The 12,298-nt window shown below is 37.3% G+C and carries 10 protein-coding genes; all 10 read right to left on the bottom strand.

Translation table 11 applies throughout. The features are described from left to right. Positions 1–23: 23 nt before the first annotated feature. On the bottom strand, positions 24–503 hold the full coding sequence (locus AC5NT5_RS17945; RefSeq protein WP_024594574.1) for an Hcp family type VI secretion system effector: 480 nt from the start codon (positions 501–503) through the stop codon (positions 24–26). Between the two features lie 250 nt (positions 504–753). Continuing rightward, positions 754–3,357 carry a type VI secretion system ATPase TssH gene (gene tssH / locus AC5NT5_RS17940; protein WP_494513683.1) on the bottom strand — a complete coding sequence of 868 codons (2,604 nt, stop codon included), beginning with the start codon at positions 3,355–3,357 and terminating at the stop codon, positions 754–756. A gap of 22 nt (positions 3,358–3,379) precedes the next feature. Then, positions 3,380–4,369, bottom strand: a complete 990-nt coding sequence (gene tssG / locus AC5NT5_RS17935; RefSeq protein ID WP_024594572.1) for a type VI secretion system baseplate subunit TssG — start codon at positions 4,367–4,369, stop codon at positions 3,380–3,382. Next, a complete protein-coding gene (tssF, locus tag AC5NT5_RS17930; RefSeq protein WP_024594571.1) occupies positions 4,366–6,192 on the bottom strand; it encodes a type VI secretion system baseplate subunit TssF in 1,827 nt (608 codons plus the stop codon). Before tssF ends, tssG begins: the two co-directional genes overlap by 4 nt. After that, entirely contained in the window at positions 6,189–6,674 is a 486-nt protein-coding gene (gene tssE / locus AC5NT5_RS17925; RefSeq protein WP_024594570.1) for a type VI secretion system baseplate subunit TssE, read from the bottom strand. The genes tssF and tssE overlap by 4 nt, the downstream gene beginning before the upstream one ends. A gap of 17 nt (positions 6,675–6,691) precedes the next feature. Then, complete coding sequence (locus AC5NT5_RS17920; protein WP_182711776.1) at positions 6,692–7,459, bottom strand: type VI secretion system accessory protein TagJ; 768 nt, start codon at positions 7,457–7,459, stop codon at positions 6,692–6,694. A gap of 2 nt (positions 7,460–7,461) precedes the next feature. Continuing rightward, a complete protein-coding gene (gene tssC, locus AC5NT5_RS17915) occupies positions 7,462–8,988 on the bottom strand; it encodes a type VI secretion system contractile sheath large subunit (RefSeq protein ID WP_494513682.1) in 1,527 nt (508 codons plus the stop codon). A 36-nt stretch (positions 8,989–9,024) separates the two neighbouring features. Then, positions 9,025–10,515, bottom strand: a complete 1,491-nt coding sequence (tssC, locus tag AC5NT5_RS17910) for a type VI secretion system contractile sheath large subunit (RefSeq protein WP_058547845.1) — start codon at positions 10,513–10,515, stop codon at positions 9,025–9,027. After that, complete coding sequence (gene tssB, locus AC5NT5_RS17905; protein ID WP_024594566.1) at positions 10,512–11,015, bottom strand: type VI secretion system contractile sheath small subunit; 504 nt, start codon at positions 11,013–11,015, stop codon at positions 10,512–10,514. The genes tssC (AC5NT5_RS17910) and tssB overlap by 4 nt, the downstream gene beginning before the upstream one ends. A 16-nt stretch (positions 11,016–11,031) precedes the next feature. Continuing rightward, the gene (gene tssA / locus AC5NT5_RS17900) at positions 11,032–12,147 is read right to left on the bottom strand and encodes a type VI secretion system protein TssA (RefSeq protein WP_154902980.1); all 1,116 of its coding nucleotides are present in this window, start codon (positions 12,145–12,147) and stop codon (positions 11,032–11,034) included. Positions 12,148–12,298 lie beyond the last annotated feature (151 nt).

Raw genomic sequence — 12,298 nt, 5'->3', positions numbered from 1 at the left:
GAGCCATTATAAGGTAACAAATATTACATTTGTTGACCTTTAACACCGCTGTAACCGTATACAAGAGGAGCAGTAATGTTATTTTTGTCGTCTGTTGGAGTAACAGTCATCATCATTTCAGTGTAGCTGATAGTGATTGTTTCGATTGGACGATCATTTTGTACTGAAACTGAGTAGCTAGAAATCATTGCATCTGTAAGTTCGATTTTCATGATTTCTTCAACCTTATCACCTTGCTTAGTGATATGGAAAACAGCTGGTAAACCTTTACCGATTGTCGCTTCTTTGAAAAGATCCGGAGATGCTTTATCTTGAAGTTTAGTGATTGTTACGTCACCAAGGCGAGTAGAGCTTGACTCACGGTCCATCGCTGTACCAGTAGCTGAGCTAATTTCGCGACTTACATTCCAATCAAGAGATAAAACTGTAATTAAATCTTTGAAAGACTCAGCAGTAGTTTCGCCTTTGATTGAACCGTATTTTAAATATGTATTTGCTTGCATTTGATAATGCTCCTTTTTATTAAACAATGTTATCCATTAATACTGGATTCTTTACTTTGGTATATACCAAAATTCCTTTGAAACCATTATCTTTAATACAGCAATGAAAAGGCCTTCTGATTCCTTTCCTTAGATGAAGACAATGTCTCAAAAATTCCATGTAGTGATATCAGGCACCAAAATTATAATGCCCTCAAACTAAAGAAACAACCTTAATAACAAGTTATTTCAAATTAACTTTAATTAACCTTTAATTCAGCTCTAGTTCAAATTCATTATCTTTTACTAATAGCGATATACTATAAATTTCTTTGTCGTCAATCATGCTAGAAAGTAAAACCTCAGACAACAATGGCAGCACTCTATTTTGAAGTATAGTGTGAATATTACGTGCACCTGAGCCTGCATTTTGGCAATTAGCAATAATATATTCAATTACATCGTCATTATAAATTAACTCTGCATTGTAGTGTTTTTTAACACGTTTAATTATTTTATTTATTTGAATAGCGGCAATTTCAGTAAGAATATCGTCACTTAATGGAATGTAAGGAATTACATTAATACGACCTAAAAATGCCGGTTTAAATGAAGCAAGTAAATCATCTTGTAATGCCTTTAATAAACCTTTGATGCTTGGTTTACTTTCTTCGTCTTCAAATAAGCTCATTGTGGTATCTGTGCCCACGTTTGAGGTCATAATAATAATTGTGTTTTTAAAGTCGATATCGCGGCCTTCACCGTCTTTAATTGTACCTTTATCAAACACTTGATAAAAAATATCTTGTACGCCTGGGTGTGCTTTTTCCATCTCATCCAAAAGTACAACACTGTATGGCTTTCTTCTTACAGCCTCGGTTAATATTCCTCCTTCACCGTAACCTACATATCCTGGAGGAGAGCCAAGTAATAAAGAAACTTTATGTTCTTCTTTAAACTCTGACATGTTAATTACCGTGACGTTTTCTTCACTACCATACACTTCTTGGGCTAGCGAAAGTGCAGTTTCTGTTTTACCCACACCGCTTGGCCCTGCTAACATAAATATACCGTTAGGACGGCTTTCATCTGCTAGCTGAGCACGAGATGTTTGAACAACTTTAGCTATTAAATCAAGAGAGTGGTCTTGCCCTACAACTCGTTGCTTCATTTGCTGTGCTAAATTTAAAATGCCATGTATTTCATCTTCATGCATTTTGCCAACAGGTATCCCTGTCCAATCTGAAATAACTTGCGCTATAAGCTCTTCGTTAACCTGCCAATGAACCATATTATGTTCAAAAGAGGCTAGCTTCTCTTTACTAAGTCTTAGCTTATCGAGTATTTCTTGTGATGACTCTTCATCTTGAGAGTTAATAAGCTCTAAAGCTTGATTAAGCTCAGCTACAATTTCTTTTTCAGCACTAAATTGCTCATTTAACGGCGCTAATCGCTCTTCAATTGTAATTAGCTCTGCTTTTAATGTGTCTAGTTGCTGTGAATGATCTAAACCCGTTTTTTGCTCTCTGTTAAGCATTTTTACTTGTGTTTCTATTTCGCTTAAGCGATTTACAAGCTGCTCTATAGTATTTGGAGTAGATGCTTGGCTCATTGCAACACGTGCACAAGCTGTATCTAGTAATGCAACGGCTTTGTCTGGTAGCTGCCTTGCAGTAATGTAACGATGTGATAAATGCACCGCGCCTTCAAGTGCTTGCTCAGATATAAACACCTTGTGGTGTTTTTCCATTACAGGCACTAAGCCTCGTAACATTGCCACCGCTTTTTCAGGGGTTGGCTCTTCAACTTTTACAACTTGGAAGCGGCGTGTTAATGCGGCGTCTTTCTCAAAAAACTTTTTGTATTCAGCCCAAGTAGTTGCAGCTATTGTGCGTAATTCACCACGCGCTAAAGCAGGCTTTAATAGATTTGCCGCATCATTTTGACCCGCTGCACCACCGCTACCAATCATGGTATGTGCTTCATCAATAAACAAAATAACCGGATTTACCGCGTTTTTTACTTCATTGATAAGCGATTTAAGGCGATTTTCAAATTCCCCTTTCATACCTGCACCAGCTTGTAATAGTGCTAAATCTAAACTGTGAATTTTTACATTTTGTAATACAGCAGGTACGTCTTTTTGAGCAATTCTTAATGCTAGCCCTTCAACCACAGCTGTTTTACCTACGCCCGCTTCACCAGTTAAAATTGGGTTGTTTTGGCGGCGTCTGGTTAAAATATCAACCATTTGACGAATTTCGAAATCACGACCAAGAATAGGATCTATTTTTCCAGCGAGTGCTTGGGCAGTTAAATCAACAGTAAATTGATCTAAACTTGGAGTTTTAGAACCAACATTTGCTTGAGTTGACGCATTTTGTACTGAATGGTTGCGCTCTTGAGATTGCGCAACTATTTCAGGCCATGCATGAAGCAATTGACCAGGCTCTATTTTATTAAATAACTTACTACAACGTGTTACTAAGCTAGATAATGTATCGTCTTTAGTAAGGGTATAAATAACGTATGCACTACGAATTTGATTATCTGTAAACTCAATGCTGGTACTTAACCAAGATTGCTTAAGAAGACTCGTAACATGCACTGACAAACTAGGAGATGACTCACTACCCGTTTTAAACGACTCTAATGATTGATTTAAATCCTGTTGAACTTTATCAATATCTATATCGAACGAGCCAAAAATTAGTCTAACATCATCTAATTGCTGCTCAATCATTGCAAGTAACCAATGCTCAAGTTCAACCGTGAAATGACTGCGACTATTACATATAGCAACAGCACCTTCTAGGCTTTTTCTGCAATCAGGACTCAGTTTTTCAACTAGTTTATTCAGTGTCATCGAAGACATACTTTTTTCCTTTTAATTTTAATTATCCCTTAAACGATAACTTAGTAGGGTTAGATTTTAATTTGTTATCTTGTACAGATAAGAAGCTATTAGCGCCTAACTGACACTCATTTTTTGAAAGTTTAGCGGCACCTAAATTTTGAAAATTTGACTCAATGACTAAGCGAAAGTTAATAGCATTTCCTACATAGTCTTTTGTTATTTGGTTCGCTATTTCGAAAAGCGGACCTTTGGGCAAAAGTTGTTTTGCTTTATCTGGATCATCTGATTTTATGTGGATTTCGATATTAGAAGATACGTCCCATACTTTATTTCCAATCATGGTATCAACACCTAAACGGGCGTGCTGGCCTTCATATAATGCCTGGCTTGCTAAACGGGTTTGTTCTTGCTCTTTTAACTCGTGCCATTGGCCAACCATTTGTTTGATTGATACATCACAACCTAGGTATGACGAAAGTACATTTTTTAAATCAAATGCATTTCTAATTTTACGGCTATATAAACCTGAAAAATGCAGTTGGTGCTCGTTATAGCCACCACTTAATAAACCGAGTATTTGTGTGTATGGGTCTTTGTTTTTTTCTTTATTAACGTGATTAAGCGAAGGCTTATATTTTTTCCAAGCGCGGTAATACAGTGAGACTAAACGATGATTAAACATGTCGTAAAAGTCACGCATGGTTGTATCTTTATAGCGCAAACGCTGCATCACAAGTTCGCTATAAAACTGGGGTAAAGCGCCTGAACAACCCGTCAGTCCCATAAAAGAAACCTGCATAGTTACTTTATGCATACCGTCTTCAAAACCAGTTTCTTCTAATTTGGTAATTGCATTACCTGGATAACCAAACTTTTGGGTAGCTGTAAACTTAATCAACTCTTGCTTTGGATTACTGTCGTAACCGACATGTCGATAATCTAAGCCACGCTTTTTTAGCTGATTTTCAATTATGAAAACAGCTTTGTAAAAGTCAATTTGAGAAGCTTGTGAGATTATTTGCTTTATCATAATAACGGACAGTCACCCACTCTTGCAGGCCATTGATAATAAATTTGTTCTTGCTCTTTAAGCCTTAAACTTAAACGCGTGTAGCTATTTATTGCTGCAAATTGAGCAAAAAAGTGATCAAGTATTGATGCAAAGAAGAACATGCCGCTGCCAGAAAAATCATCGTTAGCGAATGTAATTTCAATTTCGCTGCCTGTTGCAAAGCTTACTTTACCTTTTTGAATCACACGGGCAGTTGAGGGCTCTATTACCACTCTATAAATATTATCTATCATGCCTTTAGTTTGTGGTGATGCTCTAAAATCGTATAAACGCAAAACTTCTTTAAGCTTATTACATGCATCTTCACCACTAAAAGTATCAAGCGTTAAATGATTAACTAACTGCCACCGTGTTGCATCAGCTAATATAGGTCTCACTGCATGAGTAAATGGCGTTAAACATCTAATTTTTTTAATTACATCGCCGCGCTCAGGCATTAATAAACCAAGTTCGTCATCACCAAATGGCATGCTTGCTGGTAGGTTGCGATTACTACAATTTGCGCGCACAGTAAGTACAGAGTTTCCGTCACCATATTCCATCGCACTATTTTCAAAAGTAGCATCAACTAACGATAAAAATGTTTCGGTTCCTGACTCTACATAACCGCCGGCCCAAGAAGCAGTTTCTCGACGAATATGCCAAAACAAATCATCATGTCCATGATATTTAGGATGTGTTTGACCATAAAAAGGCGAAACAATTTGTTTATTGCCTTTATGATCAAATGCAATAACTTCCGATATACCAATTACTTCTGATATTTCCGAGTCCATATAACGCGGTGTTAACTGATATTCATATTCACTGATCTCAGGTCGTATTGGCTCAAGCTCTTGTTCAAATAAGTTTATTATTGGTGTACAGCCTAATAAGAACATATCTTTATCTACTTGCTTTTCAAGCTCAGCAGATTCAGTATCTAGGTAAATATAAATACTACATTTATTAGATTGCTTAGGCAGTGATGAAAGAATGCCTTCAAGCTCAAAAAACCTAAACTTCTCAGGAAAAGTAAAATTTTCGACGAGCAAACGATATCCGGCAGATGAGCGCTGCGAATAAGGAACCACAGCCTCGTTAGAATCAAAGCCCACTGCTTTTAATTGGTTTTTTGACAGATATCTAATACCTTCATCGCCATTGTCTATAGCAATACCAATACTATGTTTGAATAGTAGCTCGTAAACTTTAAGTGTATGATGCCATTGGCCATTGATAAAAATCCGTAATTTTTCAAGGCCGGTTTCTGCAAGCGAAACCCCTTTATACTCACCTGTTAATTCTATTTTGAAAATAGATTTTGCTTTTTCTTGCCAGCGAGGCTTAGGCGCTACAAAGGGGCTATTATCAAATTGCACATTTGTTATTTCAACAGGCCAAAGGTAGGTTTCATAACACGTTTGAAATTTACATTGCTTCATTGAGTCAACGTTAGTTTCTACTTCACTTGCCTTTGGTATAACCACGCCTGCCGTAGATAAGTTCTCAGCTTCGAGCTTAACAACTGACATTGATGGAATTGGCGCTTGGTAATCTGGTAGCATTTGCCCTAGCAAAGCATCCGTTAACTCCGGGAAACTATCGTCGAGCTTTTGCCTTATATTGGCAGTTAAAAATGCAAAAGATTCTATTAATCTTGAGACATGAGGGTCTTCAATATGATCTTCACTTAACTTTAAACGCCCTGCAACTTTTGGATATTTTTCAGCAAAGTCTTTACCTAAATGACGCACAAATGCTAATTCACGATTGTAATACTTCAATAACTCATCGTTCATAATGATGCCTCAATAATCTTCATACCCAAGTTCACGGGCTCTACTTCTGAATCAAAACTGATAAACTCTGGCTCAGGGTCGGCGTATAAAAGCGCATTTATTCTTAAATTTAATACTCTGTTTAAAGGCACTTCTTCATCTGTAAAAACTTCTACTTCAAGAAACCGTGGCTCAAACTTTAAAATTGTATTTCTGACGGTTTCGCACAGTAATGCGCGCCCTTCGTGAGAACTTACAGACATACTCGAAAAGTCAGGTAAACCATAAGACAAACATGAAGTAGCCAGCTCGGTGTATTGAGTTGGCCATGTATGCCATTGAATTCGAGCATTTAGCAAAGCTTCAATATCTCTGCGCACGTTTTTTCTAAGCTCACTAATAGTGATGCCTTCGGTACGTGATGGCGCATCCTGGAAGTCGGGCTCATCGTCAATGAGCCTATCTATAATGGATGCTTGAAGCTGCTGTTTATGCTCTATCATGGTTGCTTAAGCTTAAATTATGCTGTTTCAAGTGAGCTTATTTTTAAATTTGGGATGGTGATAGCCTCATCATCAACAAACAGCATTTTCATGCCCTTACCGATAATAAATTCATCTTTTAACTCAACCCAGTCAGACACTTGACCTAGCTTTTCAAGCTCCGATTCAGAGTTAATATAAACAAGTGGTAAATGAGCTGTACCTGATGGACCATCTTTAATTGTAATTTCAACACGTAACCAAATACTTTCTAATAAAGATTCTACTGGCTCCATTTTTAACGATTCAATTTCGTTAAAGTTTGCTAGATAAAACTCACCATTAGTACCTAAAACCTCTAGGTACGGGTTTAAGCAATCATCAAGATCTCTAGTTGATGCCTCGTCTGTGCTAACTCTTAAAGACTCCATCTCTTGAGCTAACTGAGCTGCTTCGTCAGTTGAGCCTTCTAACAGAGCAACATGCATTTTCAAAAATAGTGTGTCTAACTCATTCGCATCATGAAATAACTTAGGAATGCCTTTACCTTGATAAAAATCTACACGAGATTGCTGAGCACGAATTAGGTGTCTTAAATTTACTGCACCTACTGCAAACTCTGGATTTTTTTGTACCATGAAATCTAGCTGTTTATCGGCTTTTTCAAGTTCACCATTTATGCAAAGTAATTCGGCGTAAATACTTCTGATATCAAAGTTTAATGGCTCATCTTGAAGCTCTGTAGCACAACAAGATAATGCATCAGTAAGTTTCCCCTCGCGAATTAAGCTATGTATTTTTTTCATGACTATTCCTTTATTTTATGATGAGGACTGAGCTCTGTAATTAATTTAATACTGGAGATCATCTGATCTAATTGAAAATGTGGCTGTAATTGTAAAACAGAAAAGTAATGCCCTGGATTGGCTTTATTTTCACTGACTTTTATTCTGGCATTACTTAACGGGTACTTACTTCTTATATGCTCGGAGGAGGAATCTGAAGCCGTTGTATAATTATTTATCCACGCTTGTAGGTCTCGCTCACAAGCTTGTGCCGTGTTATAAGAGCCGACACGGTCTCGAGCTAATAGCTTTAAATAGTGAGCAAAACGAGATACACATAAAATATATTGCAGCATTGAAGATAAGCGCGCATTAATATTAGCGGCGCTTGATTCATAGTTTTTGGTTTTTTGAACCGATGCATTACTATAAAAAACAATGTGTTCTGTATTAGTCACTGATGATGCTGGAATAAAGCCAAGTTCAGAAAATTGCTTTTCAAATTTGCTTGTTACTAATAAGTTTAGTGGTGGCTTTGCTTCTTTTTGATAGGTGTCGTTTGCAAAACTGTCTCTCGCCAGCCCTGTAACCAACCCCTTTGAAAATTTACCCGGCTCAATACCACGAATGTGCCCAAACCAGCCACTATCGCAATATGCTCTTATTAAGGTAGATACAAATTGGTATGCTGCATTGCCCCAAAGCATATCGCTTTCAGGATCTTTAATTTGTTCTTTAAAATAAAAATCTTGATGACGCTTTCCATCATTGCTATATGGCGGTCTAACTAATACATGTGGAAGCGTAAGCCCAATAAAGCGAGATTCTTCCATCGCTCGAAAGCTTTGCCATTTAGCGTATTCGGGTTGTTCAAACTGGTTAAACAAGTCTGCGTAATAGCCTAAATCAGAAAAGTTATCTGCACCAAATAAGTTAGGAGAAGCCGAGCAAATAAATGGAGAGAAAGCAGCGGCAGCGGTTCTAGATATTTCTTTTATTGTGTCTATGTCATTATAAATTGTGCCTGCTGAGCACATGTTACTAATTTCATAATCACCTACTACTACACCAAATGGCTCGCCACCTGCGCTATCAAACTCACTTTGATAAAGTAGTTGAAAAAATAGGCTTTGGTCAAAATCAATAGCTTTGTTTACATCTTTAGAGAGTGTTGCCCAATCGCAGTTCAATACTTTTATTTTTACTTTATTTTCTTTGTCGTATTGTTCGCTTTGAAGTATTAGCCACCAAAGATTACGCCAACTGGCTTCTAACTTTTGAAATCTATCATTATGAATTATGAGGTTTAATTGTTCTGAAATGAGTTGATCGAGTTCAACAATTACGCGCTGTAAATAAGGACCAAGTGATTCTTTAGTCCAAGATATAGGTGAATCTGAAGAGCCTTCAAGCCATAACAACAAGGCTTTATCTAGGTTTTTTTCGTTTAAAAACCTATCGAGTAAAGCCTCATTATCACTTATTCTAGACTGCGCTTTTTGTACAAAAGCGAAGTCTTGATTTATAAATGAAAACTCTTCGTGATTCATTCTACTGCATTATCCTTAACGCTCGAGATCAGTTAATTAACCGATCTCTGGAATTTTAGCTACAAGGCGTAAAGAAGAAGTAAGCTCTTCCATTTGTAGCCAAGGTCGTAACCATGCAACTGCATTATATGCACCCGGTTGACCTGGAATTTCCTTAACTGATACTTTTGCATCTGCTAGAGGATAACGTGCTCTGATATCTTGACCACCACCCTCAGTCGCATTTACGTACGAAAGGATCCAGCGGTTTAACCAAGACTCAACGTCTTCAGCTTCCATAAAGCTACCAATTTTATCACGCGCCATTACTTTTAGGTAATGAGCAAAGCGAGACGTTGCCATAAGGTAAGGTAGACGTGCAGATATTGCCGCATTAGCTGTGGCATCTGGAGTTGAATAAATTTGTGGTTTTTGACAGCTTTGTCCACCAAAAAATACTGCATAATCTGTATTTTTGTAATGACAAAGAGGCAAGAAACCTAACTTGCTTAATTCAGCTTCACGACGATCTGTAATGCCAATTTCAGTTGGGCATTTAAGATCTGGATCGCCATCATCACTTGTGAAGATATGCGTAGGAAGACCTTCTACTTTACCGCCGCCTTCAGCACCACGTATTGCAGTACAGAAACCGTATTGAGCAAATGCTTTGGTCATATTTGTTGCCATAGCGTAGGCTGCATTACTCCAACAGTAATCACTGTTATCAGTACTTACTGAACGGCCATCTTTTGGTTCAACTTCAAACTCTTCATAGTTAAATTCTTCAACTGGTTTAGAAGCCGCACCATAAGGTAGGCGAGATAAGAAACGAGGCATAGTTAATGAAACAAAACGCGAATCATCGCTGTCTCTGAATGAACGCCACTTAGTGTACTCTAGAGATTCAAATACTTTTTCTAAATCACGTGGTTTGGTTAGCTCTTCCCAGTTATCAAAACCAAATAATGATGGAGATGAAGCTGCAATAAATGGACAGAAACCAGCGGCTGCAACATTAGACATTAGACTTAATGTTTCAACATCTTCAGGGTGGTTAGTAAACTCAAAGTCACCAACGATAGTACCGTATGGTTCGCCACCTGGAGTACCAAACTCAGACTCATAGATTTTTTTGAATGTTTGGCTTTGGTCAAACTCAACAGCTTTGCTCAAATCTTTATGAAGTTCTTTTTTCTTCATATTTAGCATACGAATTTTAAGTGTTGAGCTTGTCTCAGAATTCATTACTAAATGGTGCAATCCACGCCAAGAGCCTTCTAACTTTTGAAACTCTTCGCTGTGCATTACTACACTTAGCTGTTTTGAGATCTTTTGATCGATTAATTGAATTGCTTCATTAAACGTCACTGTCATGTTTTTGTTCCACTGAACAGTCCCTTTTAAGGCTTCTTCTGTCAGTGTTTTAAGTAACTCTTCTGCACGGCTTGCATCGGTTTGCTTAGTTGCGCCAATAGCTTGCTCTAATAGTGAAGACGTTGCTTCTGAGGTAGACTCTAATTCAGTACTTAGTTGCTCTGTACTCATTTTTCAGTCTCCTCTATTTTAAGCTCTTTTGCGATTGTATCTAAGCTTGCTGTGTTGCTTAGTACTTCTTCAAGCACGTTTTCTAATTCTTCTGAGCGGTCAATCTTAGTCATTAAATCGCGTAACTTGTTGCGTGTTTCCATTAATTTACGTAATGGCTCAACCTGATTTACAACAGCTGCTGGTTCAAAGTCATCAATCGATTTAAAGTTAAGTTTTACTTCAAATTCAGAACCATCATCATTAAGCGTATTATCAACTAATAATTTTAGTGAAGGGCTCATGCGCTTTAAAACGTCATTAAAGTTTTCACGATCTATTTGCACAAATCGTCTATCTTTAAGTGGTTTTAATGCTTCTGTATTATCACCAGAGAAGTCGCCCATAACACCAACAACAAATGGTAATTCTTTTTTTACTGCAGTGCCTTCAGTTTCCACATCATAAGTGATGTGTACGCGAGGCTTACGAACTCGTTTTAATTTATCATGGATACTCATAGAGAACTCCTTTTACTTATGTTTCAGTTTCGCTGATTTTAATGCCAGACAACTTAAAGTACCCAGTCCTAGCATCACTATCTGTAATTAATTCATTTAATAATTCAGGCAGCGACAATTCGCTCCATCGAATTACTTGTTCTATGGTGTACGACATAGGTGAGTGCGGCTCTGTTTTTCTAAAAAAAGTAGCGATTTCTTTGAGTTTATTAATCGCACTTTCTCTTGAGTTAATTTCGTGATTAACTTTTACAACTTGCTCTGTAACACTTTGACCGTCGTCGTCTTCACTTTGAACCACTTCTTGCACTTCGTTTAATGCAGCTTTTGCCTTATCAGCAGCTTCAAGCTTATCTGCAGCAACATGCTCAACAGCAGCAAGACTAACTGCTAATGCTTGTTTTATATTTGATGTTGGCTGTGGCTGTCCAGTTACTCTATCCAATACTTCGCTTAATAAAGCAAATTGCTCAATCGCGTTTTCAATGTCTTGTTTTAAAGTAACAAAGAATTCAGTACTTGTTTCTGCAGCACTTCTTTCAATGAGCTCATAGTCAACAGCACCTAAATTAAGCTTTTTCTCTCTTTTTTCATCTGTTAAACGAGAAATATCATAGCCTTGCTGATATTCCCAAAAAGAATATGACTCCATACTGGCGCTATCGGTCAGATAGATACTTTTTATCGGGATTATTAATGTACCTTCGCCTGCTGAACCATTGAGGCCAACCAATGCAGATACTTTGTCTGACACTTCATCATCGTCATCGAGTGACGGGTATAATTCATCAAAATAATTGTCGAGCAAGTTATGAGCAACTTTAAAACCAAAAGCTAAGCCTTTGAAGCCATGAATTCGACAAAGTGCTTCAATAAACCAAGCTAAATATTCGATATCTTTGCTTTGTGTTTTTATTGCTTTGCTACATTGCTCTAATAAAGGAAGCCAATCTCTTGCTAGTGAGGAAATACCTTCTTCATCCACTAATGCATTTCTTTCTGCTGCGCGAAGCTGGTTTCTTAAATCTTTTAAGGCGTAATAAGTCGACGTAGGCGAGACATCTGAGCGAGGATCAATACCTGCAACCTCGGTGTCTGAAATAGGGGAAATATACTCTTCAAATAAAAACATTCCGTCGTCCTAATAATTATCCATAAAACTCCAATAAAGCGGAGCGGATTTCATATTACATTCTTTATAATAAATTACAAGCCTAGTTACAATTGAGTTTAAACCTTAATTATTGCCTTTATATAAACAATTAAAATTTAATATACTTATT

The organism is Pseudoalteromonas sp. J2K-J599 (assembly GCF_059295115.2).
The sequence above is the reverse complement of the archived record's forward strand: the minus strand, read 5'-3'. Positions and strand labels throughout refer to the sequence as shown.

Coding starts and splice junctions, on each gene's coding strand:
- AC5NT5_RS17945 (WP_024594574.1), bottom strand. CDS start 503: ATGCAAGCAAATACATATTTAAAATACGGTTCAATCAAAGGCGAAACT.
- tssH (WP_494513683.1), bottom strand. CDS start 3,357: ATGTCTTCGATGACACTGAATAAACTAGTTGAAAAACTGAGTCCTGAT.
- tssG (WP_024594572.1), bottom strand. CDS start 4,369: ATGATAAAGCAAATAATCTCACAAGCTTCTCAAATTGACTTTTACAAA.
- tssF (WP_024594571.1), bottom strand. CDS start 6,192: ATGAACGATGAGTTATTGAAGTATTACAATCGTGAATTAGCATTTGTG.
- tssE (WP_024594570.1), bottom strand. CDS start 6,674: ATGATAGAGCATAAACAGCAGCTTCAAGCATCCATTATAGATAGGCTC.
- AC5NT5_RS17920 (WP_182711776.1), bottom strand. CDS start 7,459: ATGAAAAAAATACATAGCTTAATTCGCGAGGGGAAACTTACTGATGCA.
- tssC (WP_494513682.1), bottom strand. CDS start 8,988: ATGAATCACGAAGAGTTTTCATTTATAAATCAAGACTTCGCTTTTGTA.
- tssC (WP_058547845.1), bottom strand. CDS start 10,515: ATGAGTACAGAGCAACTAAGTACTGAATTAGAGTCTACCTCAGAAGCA.
- tssB (WP_024594566.1), bottom strand. CDS start 11,015: ATGAGTATCCATGATAAATTAAAACGAGTTCGTAAGCCTCGCGTACAC.
- tssA (WP_154902980.1), bottom strand. CDS start 12,147: ATGTTTTTATTTGAAGAGTATATTTCCCCTATTTCAGACACCGAGGTT.